General features: G+C 74.3%; 5 protein-coding genes and 1 pseudogene. 3 read left to right on the top strand and 3 right to left on the bottom strand.

Annotated elements, in window-relative coordinates:
- Positions 1-186: 186 nt before the first annotated feature.
- Positions 187-1,470 (bottom strand): annotated as a pseudogene (locus tag MXD62_RS35855) (endonuclease Q family protein); the annotation flags it as partial.
- Between the two features lie 339 nt (positions 1,471-1,809).
- On the opposite strand from MXD62_RS35855, the gene MXD62_RS35850 reads away from it, so the two are divergent.
- Positions 1,810-9,732 carry an AAA domain-containing protein gene (locus MXD62_RS35850; RefSeq protein WP_248833770.1) on the top strand — a complete coding sequence of 2,641 codons (7,923 nt, stop codon included), beginning with the start codon at positions 1,810-1,812 and terminating at the stop codon, positions 9,730-9,732.
- An 86-nt stretch (positions 9,733-9,818) separates the two neighbouring features.
- On the opposite strand, the gene MXD62_RS35845 is transcribed toward MXD62_RS35850, so the two are convergent.
- Positions 9,819-11,354: an acetamidase/formamidase family protein gene (locus tag MXD62_RS35845; RefSeq protein ID WP_248833769.1), complete on the bottom strand. Its 1,536-nt coding sequence runs from the start codon at positions 11,352-11,354 to the stop codon at positions 9,819-9,821.
- Between the two features lie 435 nt (positions 11,355-11,789).
- Between MXD62_RS35845 and MXD62_RS35840 the strand changes: the two genes are divergently transcribed.
- A complete protein-coding gene (locus MXD62_RS35840) occupies positions 11,790-12,935 on the top strand; it encodes a thiamine-phosphate kinase (protein ID WP_248833768.1) in 1,146 nt (381 codons plus the stop codon).
- A 247-nt stretch (positions 12,936-13,182) separates the two neighbouring features.
- Here MXD62_RS35840 and MXD62_RS35835 read toward each other — a convergent pair whose 3' ends face one another.
- A complete protein-coding gene (locus MXD62_RS35835) occupies positions 13,183-15,333 on the bottom strand; it encodes a hydantoinase/oxoprolinase family protein (protein ID WP_248833767.1) in 2,151 nt (716 codons plus the stop codon).
- 430 nt (positions 15,334-15,763) lie between these two features.
- On the opposite strand from MXD62_RS35835, the gene MXD62_RS35830 reads away from it, so the two are divergent.
- Entirely contained in the window at positions 15,764-19,477 is a 3,714-nt protein-coding gene (locus tag MXD62_RS35830) for a multifunctional oxoglutarate decarboxylase/oxoglutarate dehydrogenase thiamine pyrophosphate-binding subunit/dihydrolipoyllysine-residue succinyltransferase subunit (RefSeq protein WP_248833766.1), read from the top strand.
- Positions 19,478-19,562: the final 85 nt, after the last annotated feature.

The raw sequence follows: 19,562 nt of genomic DNA, 5'->3' as shown, positions 1-19,562 counted from the left end.
ATTATCCGTACGAATAGGCGGCCACTCGGACGGGGCGGGGGTGGGGCCCCGCCGCGATGGTCAGGGCGGCGGGGGTGGGGGGGCGCCCCCGGGGGGGGGGCGGGGGGGGGGGGGGGCCCCCCCCCGGCCGGCGCCGCGGCCCCGGCGGATGCCGGCCTGCGGCGCCGTCGCGAGGCCGGGGGTACCGAGGTCGAACAGCGTGCCCGCGTCGGCGGTGAGCTCGTCGGGCTGGAAGAGCCGGATGACGCCGTACTCGCCGTCGAAGCCGGCCTGGCGGATCACCTCGCCCCGGCGCAGCCGTCCGATGCCCTCGACCAGCGTCGGCGAGCCCACCTCCGCGATCGCGTCCAGCGGGACGTCCGAGAGGATGCCGAGCTCGGGGCCGAGCCGGGAGACGAGGGTGCTGACCTGCGTCGCCACCGACTTGCTCTTCGGCCCGACCCCGAGGATCTCGCCGACGATCTCGGGCAGGGCCACCAGCGACGTGACGTCACCTGCCGTGTCGGGTCGGTGCACTTCCGTGCGGTCGGCGAGCGTGTCCACCCGGTTGAGTACGCCCACCGTGAGCGGACGCCCGCACTCGGGGCAGATGCCGCCGACCGCACGGGTCTGCTCCGGCGTCAGCGCCACCCCGCACTTGCGGTGGCCGTCGTGGTGGTACTTCCCCTCCTCGGGGAAGAACTCGACGGTGCCACCGAACCCGTCGCCGGTGCGCAGCGCACTGAGGATCGAGAAGTAGTCGGGCTCGCAGGTGAAGGCGGTGGCCTCCCGCCCGAGCATCGGCGGGGAGTGCGCGTCGGAGTTGCTGACCAGCCGGTAGCGGTCCAGCCCGGAGATCCGCCAGAACATCTCCGGGTCCGCCGACAGGCCCGTCTCCAGCGCGAAGACGTGCTCGGCGAGGTCGGCGTAGCAGTCCTCGACGGCGTCGAACCCGGATTTTGAGCCCAACACGGCGAACCAGGGCGTCCACACGTGCGCGGGGATCAGGTAACAGCCCTCGCCGGCACCGAGCGTGATCTCGAGCAGGTCACGGGAGTCCAGGCCGAGGATCGGCCGTCCGTCTGCGGAGAGATTGCCGATTCGGGCCAGTGCGGACGTGATCCGACCGGCCGATTCGCGATCGGGCGCGTAGAGGAGGTGATGAACCTTCCTTGTACGGTCGCCTCGCTTGTAGATGGTGGAGATCTCCGTAGAGATCATGAATCGGGTCGCGGTGCGGCACGACGCGGGCAGCGTCGCGAGCACGTCACGCTCCAGGTCGGGACGCAGCCGGAACAGTCCCGGCTCCGCCGGCACCAGCTTGGTCGCGAGCTCCTGCGACCAGGCCGGATGGGTGAAGTCGCCGGTCCCGACGACGCGGATGCCTTTTCGGGCCGCCCACCACGCCAGATGCTCCAGGTCGCAGTCGCGGCTACAGGCCCGCGAGTACCTGGAGTGCACGTGGGTGTCGGCAAAGAACCGTGACCTCACGGATGCGTATGTTGTCGCATCCGGGCCCCGGGGCCGGTCACGGCACGCCGGAGAGCACGCCGGATCCCACGAACAAGCGGCCCGGGCGGGGCGCGTCGGGCCGGGCTGCCCCGGTTCCGGGGGCCATCGCCCCGGATCGCCACACCCCCTGGGCCAACTGTGCATGCGGATGAGCACCGATATCCGCGGGTCGCGACCGCGTCGTCCGCATTCGTCCGGGAGGCTTGCACGAGTTCCGGTACCGGGCGTACCGGTCCTGGAACGCACGAGACGGGACATCCGCGATGTCCTGTCGCGAGTTCCGACGCCGGCACTCGCCGGCCGGAATCGGGGAGAGATATGACGACGGACTCGGGAACAGCGGATTCGGGAGTGGCGGACGCGAGGCAGGCGGACACGCGGCACTCGGACGCCCGGCACGTGGACGCGCGGCACTCGGAGACCCGAGCCGTGGACACCCGGAGCATGACCACGGACGGCGGCATGACCCGCGCGGCCCGGGCCGCGGCCCGGAGCACCGCCCGCGCCGCTGCCGCCGTTGCGGACGCGGCCGCGGCCGGCACCCGCGGCACGGTGCCCAGCGACGCCACCGGCGGTGGCCTGGCCGCGGGTGATCCGAACGCCGGCGCGCCCACGGGCCCGGGGGCACCCACCGACGCGGACGCAGCAGCCAGGGCGGTCAGCGCCGCCGCCGAGGCGGAGGCCAGGGCAACCGCCGCCGCGGACGCCGAGCAGCGCGCTGCCACCTTGCGCGAGCGGAACGCAGCGCTGAGCGACCGTTGCCACCGGCTCGTCCGGTTCCTGCACGAGGTGGCCGTCTCCCAGTCCGAACAGGTCGTCGACGTCGACGACAACCCGCTGGTGATCTGGCTCGCCGACCTCCCCGCCGGCCTGTCCCTGTTCGAGCACGCGGGCGCCGGTGAGGTGCTCCTCGAGGCACCCGCCGCGGCGCTGCTGCCGCCGGCCCCACCGCTGCCCGAGATCCTGCGCGGACGGGTGCGGCTGCCGGTGCGTGGCGGCGACCTCGCCGCGGGCCTGCCCAACCCGGGAATCGTCCTGCACGGCCCGGTGCCACCCGCCGACATCGATCTGACCGCCACGCCGGTACTCGTCTACGCCCCCCCGCCCCGCCCGACTCCGGCGCCCGCCAAGCCCGCGCCCCCGCCTCTCGCCCTACCACCGCAGCCGCAGCAGCCACCGGCACCGGCACCGGCACCGGACGGATCAGCCGGCGCCGGCAGCGACGGCGCGCAGGCGCCGGCCACCGAGCCGGCCGAGGGCGGTGCGGGTGACAGCGAACCGCGCGGTGCAGCCGAGACGAGCGGTGCAGCCGAGACGAACGGTGCCACCGAGACGAACGGGAAGGCCCCCGGCGACGGGCCGCCCGCGAACAGCCCGACCCGCAACGGAGCCGGTACCAGCAACGGCGTCGTCGTGCCAGGCACGACAGACGGTGGCAGCCCCAACGGCACCAGCCCCAACGGGATCAGATCGAACGGCGCCAGCCCCAAGGGGGCCGGCTTCAACGGCATCAAGTTCACCGGAATCAGCCCGAACGGCATCAGTTCCAACGGGTCTGGTCACAACGGGTCTGCTCACAACGGGGTCGGCCCGAACGGCGTCAGCCGCAACGGCGTCAGCCCCGACGGGACCGGGCACACCGCCGCTCCGGGCGAGCCCGGCCACGGCGAGCCGCGGACCGGGACGGGCCCCGGCGAGGCCGGCAGCAACGAAACCGACGGTAAGGGAACCGACGGCCACGACGCGGCCGGCCGCGGGTCGGACGACAACGAGACCCGCGGCCACGAAGACGGCGACCGGCCGACCGCCAGCCAGCCGACCGACGACCAGCCGACCGACGGCGAGGCCGGCAGCTCCGGGGCTGCCAGCGCCGAGGCCGGCATCGAGGACGGCATCGAGGACGAGGCCGAGCAGGTACCCGCCGACGTCCAGGCCGCCTTCACGGAGTGGGCGCGGGCCTGGCATGTGTGGAGTGCCCGGGCGCGGGCCGACGCCGACCGGCGTCACCTGCACACCACGCTGTACGGAGTGGCGCAGCGGCTGGCCCAGGAGGGCGACACCCTGGAGCTGGTACTCGCCACCGGCCTGCTCACCTGGTGGCTGCCGCGCCCCGTCCGCCGGCACCTGCTGGTCACCCGGCTGGTGGTCGAGGTCGACCCGATGACGTCCGCCGTCCGGCTGCGGGTGCCGGGAGGCACGTCCACCCGGCTCGAGGACAGCGCGTTCCTCGACGGCGTACCCGCGTTCCGGCCCGAGCGGACCAACGCGCTGCACGAGCGCCTGCGCTCCCGGGACGCCGCCCCGCTGGGCGCCGACGACGAGCGCCTGCTGCGGGACTGGCTCACCCTCGCCGTCGACGGGACGACCGCCGGCTACCGTCCGGGCTGGCCGCCGCCTGGCCCGGCCGGGCCGAGCGCCGCCGTAACGCTCGCGCCGGCGCTCGTCCTACGCTCGCGCGGGCACGCCGCGCTGCTCAACTACTACGAGCAGATGCTGGACACGCTGCGCGGCGACGGCCGTCCGCCGCTGGGCCTGGCCCAGCTCGTCGAGACCCTGGACACCTCCGAACGGCTGGCGTGGCTCGCCTCCCGCGACGGCCCCGACCCCGACCCGGGCGCCGGACCGGGCCCGCGCGCGATCACCGCGGCCCCGGGTGAGCGTGGCGCCGGGCGGCACCGCGAACCGGCGGAGTCCGGACGTCCCGCGGAGGCCGAGGAGTGGCTCTCGCCGCTGCCGATCAGCCCTGAGCAGGCGCGGGTCATGCGGCGGCTGCGTATGGACAACGGCGTCGTCGTGGAGGGCCCGCCGGGCACCGGCAAGACGCACACCATCGCGAACCTGATCAGCGCGCTGCTGGCCGAGGGCCGCCGGGTCCTGGTGACCAGTCAGAAGGGCCAGGCCCTGCGGGTGCTGCAGGAGAAGCTCCCGCCCGAGCTGCGCCGGTTGTGCGTCTCGCTCACCGACAGTGCCGAGAGCGGCGCGGGCGAGCTCGCCACCAGCGTGAGCGCGCTGGCCGCGCAGAAGGCCGTCTACGACGCCGGGTCGCAGGACGAGCGGATCCGGACGGCGCGCTCACGCCGGGATTCCGCTGTCGCGGAACGCGACCGGATCTCGACCGCGGTCGCGGCCCGGCGAGCGGCGGAGTGGCGCCGCCACGGCACCTACGAGGTCGGGCCGGGCTGGTCGGGCACCCGGGCGGAGATCGCCGCCCGACTGCGGGACGAGGCCGCCGAGCACGGCTGGATCCCGGTGCCCGTGCCGGGGCCGGAGGGCGGCGGCTGGCCGCGTCCACCGATCACCGACGCGGAGGCCGCCGAGCTCTGGCAGCTGCTGACCACGCCGGACGCCACCCCACCCGGCCGCGCCGCCGCCGACGCGGCGTCCTCCCGGCAGGGCGGGTTCGCCGGGTTCGGCGACACGTCCGCCGCGCCGCCCACCTCGCCGCTCGTGCTCGGCCCGGCGGCGCGCCTGGCCCCGCCGGGCCAGCGCACCCCGCCCGGCCAGACCGTGCAACCCGGCCAGGCCGAACAGTCCAACCGGGCCGCACAGTCCGGTGAGACCGCCCGGCCGGGCCAGGCGGTCGACGGCGCCTCGGAGGCCGCGGGCGGGCCCGGCGCGCCCAACGGGTCGGCTACCGCGGGTGGCGAATCCACGCCGGCCGAGGAGCCGACGCCGACGGACGGCTCACGGCCGGTGAACGGCTCAGGACGGGCAGACCGCTCGGGACAGGCGGAGGGCTTCGGACCGGCCGGCGGATCGACCGGGCTGCTCGGATCCGGCGGCGGGCCTTCGGACCCGCCGACCGTGCCCTCCCCGATCACCTCCGCGCTGGCGCTGTCCGCCCTGCGCGAGCAGCGGGCGTTCGGCCTCCCGCCGGAGCTCGGCGAGCTGCCCACCCGCTCCGAACTGTCCGTCCTCGCGCACATCGAGCGGGTCGCGCTGACAGCCGCGAAGGCCGCTGAGGACGCCCTGAGCCGGCAGGCCGTGCTCATGGCGCCCGTGATCGCCGACGCGCTCGCCCGGGCCGGCGGCGAGGCGGCGGAACGGATGGCGGCCGGCGCCGACGACGTGCGGCGTGCCCTCGATGCCGTCGGCCGGCGGGCCGTCCGCCAGCAGTGGGTCGAGGACGCCCTCGCCGACGCCTTCGCCGGGCGGGCCGCCGTCCTGTGGACGAAGGTCGCCGCCGCGGCACCCGCGATCGCGGAGGCCAGCCAGGCGGTGGTCGAGCTCGGCCTGCACCGGGTCGAGCTCCCCACCCGCGGCGAGGGTCCGGGCAGCGACCTGACCGGGCTGCTGTCGTCCGCGCTGGCGCTGCGCGAGCACATGGAGGCCGGCGGCTCGCTGCGCCGACTGTTCCGGTCAAAGGCACAGAAGGACGCCGGTCTGTTCCTCGATGGCACCACCGTCGACGGCGTCACGCCCCGCTCCCCCGAGCTGCTCGATCTGGCCCTGTGCCGGCTGCGGGCCGAGGTGGCCCTCGAGGCCGCCACCCGGGCGTGGTCGCTGCTGGGCGTCGCCCCCGATCCCGCCGTCGAGCTGGAGGTGCGCCTGGCCCGGCTCACCGAGGCCCAGGACGCCGCACGGGCCATCGACGTCGCCGTCGCCGCACGCGACCGGCTCGCGGCGCTGCTCGACGCGCTCGGCGTGGAGACGATCACGCTCGACTCGCCCACGTCCTGCGCGGACGTCGGCGCCGCCGTGAACGCCCATCGGCTGCGGCAGTCCGCCACGGTCGCCGGTACCCAGCTGCGGGACCTCACCGACGACCTCGTCGCGGCGGCCGGCCAGCCCGACGCCGTCCCGGAGCTGGCACTGCTCGCGATCGCGGTCGAGGCGCGCGACCCCGCCGAGTACGTGGCGGCCCTGGAGGCGACGGCGGGCGCGCTCAACGGCCGCGCGCGGGCCCGCCGTCGCGCCGAGCTGCTCGGACGTGTCCGGGAGGCACATCCCCTGCTCGCCGACCTGCTCGCGCTGGGCAACCTCACCGCGGGAACCCCGAACCCGGAATGGGGCGGCCACGGCTCCGCGGCGGGCGGCGCAGGCGGCTGGAACAGCCCGAACGGATTCGCCGCGGGCGCCTTCTCGGCAGGCGGTTTCGCGGCGAACGGATTCGGCGGGGGCGGATTCGGTACGGGCGGATTCGGCATGACGGGGGTCGGCCTCAACGGCGTCGGGCCGGAGCGGATGGAGTCGTTCGGCCGGGCCTGGTCGCACGCCGTCGCCGCGACCTGGCTGGCCCGCGTCCGCGCCGTCGACCAGACCGACCTCGACGCCGACCTGGACGCCGCCGACGAGCTGGTCGCCTCCGCCACCGCCGAGCTGGCCGGCGCCCTGGCCTGGAAGCACTGCCTGGAGCGGATGGGCACCGAGCAGTCCGCCGCCCTGCGCGCCTACGCCGACGCCATGGCCGCCGGCGGCCGGTTCACCGGACGCCACGCCGAGCGCTACCGGCAGGCGGCCCGGGAGGCCATGCGCATCGCGCAGACCGCCGTCCCGGCCTGGGTGATGCCGATCAGCGAGGTCCTGTCGACCATCCCCGCGGTACGCGACAGCTTCGACGTCGTCATCGTGGACGAAGGCAGCCAGGCCGGCCTGGACAGCCTCTTCCTGCTGTGGCTGGCCCCCCGGGTGATCGTCGTCGGGGACGACCGGCAGTGCACCCCGCCGGACGCCTCCGTCGAGGAGCTCGAACCCGTCTTCACCAGGCTCGACACCCTCCTGCCAGACGTCCCGAGCTGGCTTCGGGTGGGCTTCACGCCGCGGTCCAGCCTGTTCTCGCTGCTGCGGACCCGGTTCGGGGACGTCGTCCGGCTGCGCGAGCACTTCCGGTGCATGCCGGAGATCATCGAGTGGTCGTCGGCGATGTTCTACCGGGACGCCCCGCTTGTCCCGCTGCGGCAGTTCGGCGCGGACCGCCTCGCCCCACTGCGCGCGCAGTTCGTGCCGCACGCCTACACCACCTCGACCCCGGCCGGCCCGCGCAACCCGATCGAGGCCGAGGCGCTGGTCACCCAGGTGCTCAACTGCGCCGAGGACCCGCGCTACCGGGGGCTGAGCTTCGGCATCGTCGTGCTGCAGGGCACCGCGCAGGCGGAGCTGATCCGCTCGGAGCTGTCCGCCCGGATGTCCGCGGCCGAGCAGCTGCGGCGCCACCTGCGGGTGGGCTCGCCTCCGGACTTCCAGGGTGACGAGCGGGACGTGGTCTTCCTGTCGCTCGTGATCGCGCCAGGCACGTCCACCACCTCACTGACCAGGCTGGAGTACCAGCGCAGGTTCAACGTCGCCGCGTCCCGGGCCCGGGACCAGGTCTGGCTGTTCCACTCGGTCTCCACCGCCGACCTGGACCCGGGCGACCTGCGGCACAGCTACCTCAGCTACGTCCTCGCACACTCGGTGTCGGCGCCGATGGCGATCATGGCGACCCCGCTCTCGCCGTCCGAGGTGAGCCCGGTGCTGCCGCACCCCAGGTTCGACTCGCTCTTCGAGCAGCGGGTGTTCCTGGCGCTGAGCTCACGCGGATACCACGTCACCCCGCAGGTCGAGATCAACGGCCGGCGGTTCGACCTCGTGGTCTCCGGCGGCCGCGCCCGGCTCGCCGTCGAATGCGACGGCGACGCGACCCGCTCCACCGAGGACGTCGAGCGGGACCTGACCCGCGAACGCGAGCTGCGCCGGGTCGGCTGGCGCATCTGGCGGGTCCGCCGCTCGGAGTTCGAGATCGACCCGGAGGCGGCGCTCGCCCCGCTGTGGCCCCGGCTCGCCGCGGCCGGCATCGCCCCCACCATCCCGGTGGCGCTCGCGCCGCCGGCCTTCGATCAGCCGGACCCGGCGATGCTGGTGACCCAGCTCCTCGCCGCCCCCGCCTACGCGAGCCCCGTACCGCCGCCGGCGGCGCCCGCGGCCGCGCCGGCATCCGTACCGCTGCCGGCGTCCGTGCCGCCGTCGGCGCCGGCCAGCCCGGCCGCGTTCGGTCCGGGCTCGGGGCCAGCCCCCCAGAGCGACCCCTCAGCGACGGGTTTCCACGGCTACGCACGCTCGACCGCCACACCGGCGGAGCCCTCGGGTCGGGACGCGGGCAGCTCGGGCACCGCCCAGCCGGGCGGGGGCATCGGCGCGGGCACCGGCACCGCTGGCCTGGGCGAGGCAGGCATCGGCGCCACCGGCCCTGGATCAGGGGGCACCGGCAACGCGGACCGCGGCAACACGGACGTCGGCGACGCGGGCCTCAGCGTCCTCGGGCTGGGTGTCGTGGGCCGGGGCACCTACGGCTCCGGACTCGTGGGCCCGGGCATCACGGGCCACGGGGCCACCGACCCGGACCTCGATCCCGGGGCCGCGGGAGCTTCCTGGGACCCTCGGACCGCCTCGGCCCTGCCCGGCACCGCGCCCCCGCCCCCGGCCCCGGCCCCGGCCGGCTCGACCAGCCCGTCCGGCCCAATCGCGGCACCCGGCCCGTCCGGGGCACCCGGCGCGACCGGGGCACCCCGGCTGAGCGGCACACCTGGCTCGGGCCAGGCCGCCGCTGCGGCGGCCTCGGAACCACAGACCCCCGGATCACGGCCGGCCGGAGACCCGACTCCGAGCACCCAGACCCCGGACACCCCACCGGCGAACGCGGCCACGCCGAGCTCGGCGACCGCGGGATGGCCCACCTCCGGCGGGTCACCGACCGGCTGGGCATCGGTCGGGACCGCCCCGAACGGGTTCCCGGGCGTCCCGCACATCTACCCGGGTCCGGACTCCTGGCCGGGCATGTCGCTCTCGCCCAACGCACCGTCACTGCCTGGCGATGCCGCCTCCCCCGACGGGAGGACTCCCTCGAGCTCACCCCAGGCCGGCGGACCGGCGCGCTCCAGCGCACCGGAGCCCCTCGACGATCTGACACGCATCGACTGGACGGCAACCCCCGGTGGATCAGCACCGCCCAACGCGATGCCATCCCCCAACGGCAGCATGCCGCCCGGTGGGACCCCGGCACCCGGCGACACCACACCGTCCAGCCGCAGCATGCCGCCCAGCGGGACCACGGCGGCTGGCGGGACCAGCGCGGCGGCCGGAGCATTCGGGCCAGTCGCACCGGACGGGGCGACCGGCCTCCCGAACGTCCCGCAGAACGGCATCATGACGGGCTCGTTTCCCCCGGTCGGCGGCGTGCCCTCCGTCCACTCCGACCCCGACGAACGTCGCCAGCGCTGGCGCCCCATCCCCCTCTCCGACCAAGAAGGCCTAGACGACGCCTAACTAACCCACCCTTGATAAATGTGTGGCGGGTGAATGAGTCCATACGCTCACTCACCCGCCACGCTTGTATTGGGAGGCCTCTCCGGTCAGGCGGCCGGGCCCCGGGTGGCGGAGGCGGCCCCGTCGTCGGTGGTGGTTTCCAGAGGCTGGGGCGGCGGGGCGTCGCGCATGCGGTCCCGCTCCTGGTCGCGGTCCCGCTCAGGGGCACGGTTCACCTCCGGGGCACGGTCCCGGTCAGAAACGTGGTCCTGCTCCGGGACGCGGGCCTCGTCACCGCCATGGTCACCACCACCGCCATGGTCACCACCACCGCCATGACCACGGTCGACGTCAAGGTCACCGTCACCACCGCGATCCCGGCCAGCACCATGGTCACCGTCACCGTCACCGCCGCGGCCGGCATCACGGTCATGGTCATGGTCGGTGTCATGGTCGCGGTCGGTGTCGCCGTCCGTGCCGCCGACGATGCGGGCGAAACCGGCTCGGGGCAGTCGGGCCTTCACCGGTGTGGGCTCGCTGAAGTCCGCGCGCCGGATGCGGCAGTACCCGGATTCCGGGCCGCCCGCCAGCCGGCCGACCCCGAAGTCCGCCGCCGAGGACAGGTAAGCGACCGCGGCCGCCCGGTCCAGCCCGACCTTCGTCTCGAGGAACATCACCGCTGCGCGGGCCGCCCGGCGCAGGGCCTCCCGCGGATCGGGGTCGAATCCCGACGTTATCCACAGCTCGTCGGTCTCGATGAACGGCTCCCGCAGTGAGCCGAGGGCGACCCGGGCCGCCGCGTCCCGCAGGGTCACCAGGCGGAGGGTGGCTCGCAGCGGACCTTCCAGCGCGGTCGCGCCGATCATGCCGTCGCCGATGGCGTAGTGGGGGTCACCCACGGCGAAGAGCGCGCCCGGTGCCTGGATCGGCAGGTAGAGATGTGAGCCCGGGCCGAGATCACGGCAGTCCAGCGCGCCGCCGTGCCGGCCCACCGAATCGGAGGCGACCGGGCCGTCGGGGACGTCCGCGGCGACGGCCATGATGCCCAGCGACGGGTTGAGCGGAAAGCGGATCCGGGTGTCGCGGCCGCTCGGCATGGATCCGAAGAGCCGGCCGCGGCGGCGTTCGACCGCGCAGAAGGACGTGGCCGTCCGATATGCCTGCCAGCGCCGGGCGTCGGCGTCGAGGTCGGGTGCCGGGGTCTCGGGAAACTCGCCGGCGAGCAGGCCGGCGCCGTGCCGGGTGGAGATCACGCCGTAGCGGGCGCGCGGGTGCAGTGAGATGACGTCGATCCGCAGCACGTCGCCGGGTTCGGCGCCCCGGACGTACACCGGGCCCGTCACGATGTGCGCGCCGTCGCGGCCGAAGCGGTGCGGTATCCCGGACGCGGCGATCGCCCGCGCGTCCTCGAGCACCTCGGACGGCGCCACGCCGAAACCGCGGAAGAACGTGTCCGGGTCCCGCCCCTGGTCCTCGAGGATCCCTTCCTGGCTGACGGTGTCGATGGTGACGGTCGTGCCGGGGTCGATGCTGAGGACCGGCCGCGTCCGCGCGGTCGGGAGGGCACCCCAGCTGATTGTCTCGGGGGTGGAGGGCAGATAGTGCCGGCCCTCGATCTTTCCTCGTCCGGGTTGCAGGGCCACTCGCGTTCTACCCGTGCCGGCGACCGGCGTGAGCCGGAATCGTCCTGGTCGTCGCTCGGCGCTCCGGATCGGAGGGCGCACCGGCGGACGGGACAGCGGACGACCGGACGGCGACGGCGGCCTCGGTAAGGGCCGGTCGCAGACGGTGGCGGTGGGGGCGCTGCACGCGCGTCAGAGTCGCAGCGCGACATGACGCCGAGATGTCCTGGATGTTGCAGTCGCGGTCCAGCCCTCGCTCAGCTCCAGCTCAGCGCCGCGCGTCACCCGGGGAGGAGCCCACGGAAGGGGTACCAGACGGGCACGCGCCGGTATCCGGCGGCTGCTGTTCGTCACGCGGGCGGGGCCCGACGGCCCCGATCCGGGTCCGGTGGAAAACGTCAGCCAGCGTCCGGACACGCACCGGAGACGAGTACCCGCCGACTACCGTGGCTCACAATGAGCACACGCGGCCAGCCGGACACCGAAAGCACCGACAACACCACCGACACCGGCAGCACCGACAACACCACCGACACCGGCAGCACCGGCAGCGGGCCGACGGTGGCGGAGACCGGTGAGTTCGGGCTGATCCGGGCGATCACCCGACGACTCCCCGTCGGGGCGGACGTCCTGCTCGGGCCCGGTGACGACGCGGCGGTGGTGGCCGCTCCCGATGGACGGGTGGTCGTCACGACCGACCTGCTCGTCGAGGGCCGGCATTTCCGGCGCGACTGGTCCTCCGCGTACGACACAGGGCGCAAGGCGGCGGCGCAGAACCTCGCCGACGTCGCCGCCATGGGCGCGCGCCCGACCGCCCTGGTGGTGGGTTTCGCCGCGCCCGGCGAGCTGCCCGTCGCCTGGGCCGAGCAGCTCGCCGACGGCCTGCGTGACGAGTGCGCGCTGGTCGGCGCGTCCGTGGCCGGCGGCGACGTCAGCTCGGCCGCCGGGATCGTGCTGGGGATCACCGCGCTCGGCGACCTCGCCGGACGAGCCCCGATCCGCCGGGACGGCGCCCGCCCCGGCGACCGGGTGGTGTTGGCGGGACGGATCGGATGGGCCGAGGCCGGCCTCGGCCTCCTGCGCGCCACCGAGCTCCCCCCCGAGATCCTGCGGGAGCACGCCGAGGTTGTGGACGCGCACCGGCGGCCCCACCCGCCCTACGCGCTCGGCCCGCTGCTCGCGGCGGCGGGGGCGCACGCGATGTGCGACGTGTCGGACGGTCTCCTCGCCGATCTCGGCCATGTCGCGGCGGCCTCCGCCGTGTGGATCGACATCGACCCCACGGCGCTGCCGGTGCCCGGACCGATCCGGGACGCCGCCGCGGTGCTGGGCGCCGATCCGCTGACCTGGGTTCTCACTGGAGGTGACGACCACGCGCTGGTCGCCTGCCTTGCTCCTACCGCCCTGCTCCCGGCCGGCTGCGTCGTCATCGGACGGGTGCTGGCCGTCCCCGCCGATGCGCCCTCGGGTTCGGCCGCCCCCACCCATGTGGGCCCGGACGGGACCCGGCCTGATGACCGCGACGCGGGTCACGGGGTGCTCGTCGGCGGGCTCGACTACCGGCAGGGCACCGGATGGGACCACTTCCGCCAGACCACCTGAGCCCGCGGGCCCCGAAAACCCCGGATACGACGACGCCCCGCCCTCTGGGAAGAGGGCGGGGCGCAACGTGTAGGGCGCCGGCCCGCCAGGTCGCCTCGCGGCGCGATGTCGCACGTAGCGACTCAATTTGGGTCCGGGGGCCATGATACGGACCGGCGCTGTCCATCCCAACGACCCGCACCGCGACCCTGTTCCCGTTCACTGGGTACCCGTCAAATAATCCCGCGCCCGCCTCCGCCGGCTCCCGTCAGACGGCGGACGGCGTCGTGTGGGTGAGGACGATCGTCCCGATGTCGTCCACGACGCCGGTCCAACCACGGCGGAGCAGGCAGGTCGCCTCGGCGAACTCCACGACGGCCGGGCCGGTCACCGTGTCTCCCGGTCCGAGGGCTGCCCGGGGGATCACGTCGACCTCGTGCCACGCGCCGTCCGTCCAGGCCCGGCGCCGGCCGCGGCGCGCCGTGGGATCGGGGCGCGGGGCGACCGGCCTCGGTCTGGGCCCGGGCACGGTCACCACCAGACGGACGGCCACCGTCTCGATCTCGCGGCCCGCCGCGATGTGCCCGTAGCGGCGCAGGTGCTCGGCCTCGAAGGCGGCACGGACGGCGTCGACGAGCCCGCCGGCCCCCGCCGCCCAGCCGCCCGCCGCGCCGCTGCCGCCCGCGGCCTCGCCGCCGCCGCCCCCGGGCTCCGCCACGTCGATGGTCAGCTCGTGGGACTGCCCCACGTAGCGGCAGTCCAGCCGGTGTTGGAGCACGACCGCGCCCGCGGAATCGTGGCCCCCGGCCAGGCCGGCGCCTGCAGCGAGGCCGGCGCCCGCGACGAGGTCAGCGCTCGCGACGAGGTCGGCGAACGCGGCCGCCAGGTCGACCTCGCCCAGACGGCCGATCAGCGGGCGGGCGTAGTCGCGCCGGACGTCGCCGATCGCCAGGCCCAGCGCGGAGAGGACGCCGGCCGCGAGCGGGACGAGGACCCGGGTCATCCCGAGCTCCTCGGCGAGCGCGCAGGCATGCGTCCCGCCGGCTCCACCGAAGGCGACCAGCACGAGCTCGCGCGGGTCGAGCCCGCGCTCAACGGAGACGACGCGCAGGGCACGGGTCATCTCGGCGTCCGCGACCGCCACCACCCCGGCGGCGGTCTCGACCGGTGAGAGCCCGAGGGGGGCGCCCAGCGCGGCCAGCGCGGCCTCGGCCGCCGTCCGCGAGAGGGTGACCTCGCCGCCGAGCCCGGCGCCGTCGGCGAGGTAGCCGAGGCAGAGGTCGGCGTCGGTCACCGTGGGCCGCGTGCCGCCGCGGCCGTAGCAGGCTGGTCCCGGGTCCGCGCCGGCGGAGCGCGGGCCGACGCGCAGCGCGCCGCCGGCGTCGACCCAGGCGATCGACCCGCCGCCGGCGCTGACCGAGTGGACGTCCACGGTGGGCAGCACGATCGGTACCCCGGCGAGCACCGACTCGGAGGTGGTCAGCGCGCGGCCGTCGAGGACCGGCGCCACGTCGGTGGAGGTGCCGCCCATGTCGAAGGTCAGCAGGTCGCGCACGCCGGACAGGCCGGCCACGTACGCGGCGCCGACCACTCCCCCGGCCGGCCCGGAGAGCACGCAGCGGGCGGCGTGGCCGGCCGCCTCGGCCAGCTCGGTGACCCCGCCCGAGGACTGCATGATCATCGGGACGGTGACGTCCCGGGCGGCGCAGCGCCGCTCGAGCGCCCGCAGATAGGACGACAGCCGCGGGGTCAGGTAGGCGTCGGCGACGGCCGTGGTGAACCGTTCGTACTCGCGGAAGACCGGCAGGACCTCGCTGGAGGCCACCACCGTGACCCCGGGCAGCCGGGCGCGCAGGGCGGCCGCGACGGTGCGTTCGTGGTCGGGGTGCGCGAAGGAGAACAGCAGGCACACGGCGACCGCGTCGAGGCCGGGGACGGCCGCGACCTCCTCGACGACCCGGTCCACCTCGGCGGCCCGCAGCGGCTCGAGCACCCCGTGCGGGCCGCACCGTTCCGCCACGGTGAAGCGCAGCTCGCGCGGGACGAGGGCGGGCGGCCGGTCGAGGGTCAGGTCGTAGAGCGACGGCCGGTTCTGCCGGCCGATCTCGATCACGTCCCGGAACCCGCGGGTGGTCACCAGGGCCGTGCGGGCACCGGCCCGCTCCAGCAGCGCGTTCGTGGCGACGGTGGTGCCGTGGGCGAACGTGCCCACGAGTGGTCCGTCCAGCCCCGCGGCGGTGAGGGCGGCGAGCACTCCGTCGGACGGGTCGGCGGGCACCGAGGGAACCTTGGCGAACCGCACCGCGCCGTCCGGGTCGACGGCGACCAGGTCGGTGAAGGTGCCGCCGACGTCCACCCCGAGGCGGATCTTGCCGCTTGGACGGACCCGGCCGGCAGATGACTCCTCGTGATCGACCACTCGGCTTTCCACCCCTCTGACGGCTCCCCTGACGTGCTCACTCCCCCGCCCGCCACCCTCCGGCAGGCAGTCACCCAGAGCGACGGCGCCGGGCCTCCCGATCGGCCGGTGAACGTCGGGCGCGAGCCTGGCACCGGGAGCTCCGGACGGGCGTCACAAGACCTCGCACTCTGCACCGGACGGCCGACGCGAACCGGGTCCGTGGCCTGACCATTGCCTCTGGTGTCAGGGAAAGCCACCCAACGGCCGACGGGCGGCACGGCGAGAACGCCGGCCGACCGATCGACCCGGCCAAATGGTGTCAATTGTGATGTGACGTCCGGCAGGGCACCTCAAGCGGGTCCGTCCACAGCGGGTAACCTGAGCAGACGGTAGCGAAGGGCCTGTGAACAGGCAGAGATGTACACCGTGGATAGAGGCGATTGGCCCCGTGACAGCACCGACGGTACCCGCGTCAGAACCTGACTTCGGCCCCAACGAGTGGTTGGTCTTCGAGATCTACCAGCAGTATCTCGAGGACCCGGAGAGCGTCTCCGCCGAATGGCGTGAGTTCCTCTCCGACTACCGTCCCGCGAACCCGTCCGCCCCGCATGTGGCGGGCGCACCGGTCGCCGGCGACGGACAGGCGGCCGCCGCCACCGACCCCGGTTCACCGCGCCCGCCCGTGCCCTCCGCGCCCTCCCCGGCACCGGGGGCGCCCGCCGCGGCGACTCCGGCGCAGGCCACGGCGCCGGCTGCTGCGCCCGTGGCGAAGCCGGCGGTGGCGAGGCCCGCCGCAGCCGGGGCCCAGACCCCGCTGCGCGGCGCGTCCGCCCGGGTGGTCTCGAACATGGAGACCTCGCTGCACATCCCGACGGCGACCTCCGTGCGCGCCGTGCCGGCGAAGCTGCTGGCCGACAACCGGATCGTCATCAACCGGCATCTCGCCCGGTCCAGCGGCGGCAAGATCTCCTTCACCCATGTCATCGGCTACGCCATGGTCAAGGCGCTGGTCGACCACCCGGCGATGAATGCTTCGTACGCCGAGGTCGGCGGCAAGCCCACCCTGGTGCAGCCCGAGCACGTCAACCTTGGTCTCGCCATCGACCTGGTGACGTCCAAGGGCCGCCAGCTCGTCGTCGCCGCCGTGAAGAAGGCCGAGACGCTCGACTTCAGCCAGTTCTGGCTGGCGTACGAGGATCTCGTCCGCCGTGCACGGACGAACAAGCTGACGATGGACGACTTCGCCGGCGTCACGATCAGCCTGACCAACCCCGGCGGCATCGGGACGGTGCACTCCGTCCCGCGGCTCATGGAGGGCCAGGGCACGATCATCGGCGTCGGGGCCATGGAGTACCCGGCCGAGTTCCAGGGCGCGTCGCAGCAGACCCTGTCGAAGCTCGCCATCTCCAAGATCATGACTCTGACCAGCACGTACGACCACCGGATCATCCAGGGCGCGCAGTCCGGAGAGTACCTGCGGCGCATTCACGAGCTGCTACTCGGCGCCGACGGGTTCTACGACGAGATCTTCCACTCGCTGCGCGTGCCCTACGTCCCGGTGCGCTGGCTGCCCGACATCTCCGCGCACCACGAGGGCGACCTCGACCACGGCGCGCGGGTGCTCGAGCTCATCCACGCCTACCGGGTGCGCGGGCACCTGATGGCCGACACGAACCCGCTCGAGTTCGCCATCCGCAGCCACCCCGACCTCGACATCATCGGGCACGGGCTGACCCTGTGGGACCTCGACCGGGAGTTCCCCGTCGGCGGGTTCGCCGGCCAGCGCACGATGTCGCTGCGTGACGTGCTCGGCGTGCTGCGCGACTCGTACTGCCGCCGCGTCGGCATCGAGTACATGCACATCCAGGAGCCCGCGGAGCGCACCTGGATCCAGGCCCGGGTCGAGCGCTCGGCCGAGCGGCCCGACCCGGCCGAGCAGCTCTACGTGCTGGAGCGCCTCGGCGCCGCCGAGGCGTTCGAATCCTTCCTGCAGACGAAGTACGTCGGCCAGCGCCGGTTCTCCCTCGAGGGCGCCGAGTCGACGATCCCGCTGCTCGACGAGGTCCTCAGCCGGGCGGCCGAGGCCGCCATGGACGAGGTCGTCATCGGCATGGCCCACCGCGGGCGGCTCAACGTGCTGGCGAACATCGTCGGCAAGTCCTACCGGCAGATCTTCGACGAGTTCGAGGGCTACGTCGACCCGCAGACCGCCCACGGCTCGGGAGACGTGAAGTACCACCTGGGTGCCGACGGCGTCTACACCGACCAGGACGGCCGCACCGTCCCCGTGTCGGTGGTGGCGAACCCGTCCCACCTCGAAGCCGTCGACGCGGTGCTCGAGGGAGTGGCCCGCGCCAAGCAGGACGTGCTGGACAAGGGCTTCAGCGGCTACACCGTCCTGCCGGTGCTGATCCACGGTGACGCCGCGTTCGCCGGCCAGGGTGTGGTCGCCGAGACGCTGAACCTCTCCCAGCTGCGCGGCTACCGCACCGGCGGCACCGTGCACGTGGTCATCAACAACCAGGTCGGCTTCACCACGTCGCCGACGTCCAGCCGCTCCTCGGTCTACGCCACCGACGTGGCGCGAATGGTGCAGGCGCCGATCTTCCACGTCAACGGGGACGACCCCGAGGCGTGCGTCCGGGTCGCCACGCTGGCCTTCGCCTACCGGCAGGAGTTCAACAAGGACGTCGTCATCGACCTCGTCTGCTACCGGCGCCGCGGCCACAACGAGATGGACGAGCCGTCCTTCACCCAGCCGCTGATGTACGACACCATCGCCTCCAAGCGCTCGGTGCGCAAGGTCTACACCGAGGCGCTGATCGGCCGCGGGGACATCACCCGCGACGAAGCCGAGCATGCGATGAAGAGCTACCGCGCCGAGTTGGAGAAGGCGTTCGCCGAGACCCGGGAGACCACGACCCGGCCCACGCCGCAGCCACGGATCGTGACCACACCGGCGGAAGCGGCCGCGGCCGCCGCGGTCACCACCGCGGTGTCGCCCGAGGCGGTCAAGAAGGTCGTCGACACCCAGACCAGCCTGCCGGACGGGTTCGTCATGCACCCGCGCCTGCGCCCGCAGATCGAGCGCCGGGCGCAGATGGTCGAGACCGCCTCCATCGACTGGGCCCTGGCCGAGACCATCGCCTTCGGGACACTGCTCCTCAACGGCGTCTCGGTGCGGCTCACCGGCCAGGACAGCCGGCGCGGCACGTTCGGCCAGCGGCACTCCGTGCTGGTCGACCGCTACACCGCCGAGGAGCACACCCCGCTGCGCACCCTGCGCGAAGAGGGTGACTCGCAGGTGGGCACCTTCTACACCTACGACTCGCTGCTCTCCGAGTTCGCGGCGATGGGCTTCGAGTACGGCTACTCGGTGGCCCGCTCCGACACCCTGGTGCTGTGGGAGGCGCAGTTCGGCGACTTCGCCAACGGCGCACAGTCGATCATCGACGAGTTCATCTCGGCCGGTGAGGCCAAGTGGGGCCAGCGCTCGTCGCTGACGCTGCTGCTCCCGCACGGCTACGAGGGTCAGGGCCCCGACCACTCCTCCGCCCGCATCGAGCGCTTCCTCTCGCTGTGCGCGGACGGCAACATGACCGTCTCGGCGCCGTCCAGCCCGGCCAGCTACTTCCACCTGCTGCGCCGGCAGGCGTTGTCGCCCGTGCGCCGGCCGCTGATCGTCTTCACGCCGAAGTCGATGCTGCGACTCAAGGCGGCGGCGTCCTCCGTCGAGGAGCTCACCGGCGGTTCCTGGCAGCCGATCATCGACGACGCGGCGGTCAGCGACCCGGCCAGCGTGAAGCGCGTGCTCCTGTCCGCCGGCAAGGTCTACTACGACCTGGCCGCCGCACGGGTGAAGCGCAACGACGCGCAGCGGTTCGCCCTGCTCCGCGTCGAGCAGCTCTACCCGACCCCCGGGCCGGAGCTCACCGCGCTGCTGCGCCGCTACCCGAACGTCACCGACCTCGTCTGGGTCCAGGAGGAGCCGGCGAACCAGGGCGCCTACCCACACATGGCGCTGAACCTGCCCGAGTCGCTGCCGAACGGCCTGCGGCTGCGGCGGGTCTCGCGGCGGGCCGCGGCCGCCCCCGCGGGCGGCTCGTCCTCGGTGCACGAGCGCGAGCAGGCCGCGCTGGTCGAGGCCGCCTTCGGGGACTGATCACCCCGCGGGCACGCCCGTGCCAGCTGGCCGCGTGCCAGTCAGGAGACATCCGGCGGTGAGCCGGGCCCGCGTACTCCGGGCC

It is taken from the genome of Frankia sp. Mgl5, from assembly GCF_023242985.1.
GTDB classification, from domain to species: domain Bacteria; phylum Actinomycetota; class Actinomycetes; order Frankiales; family Frankiaceae; genus Parafrankia; species Parafrankia soli.
Note: the sequence above shows the minus strand (reverse complement) of the source record. Positions and strands in the feature narration are given on the sequence as shown.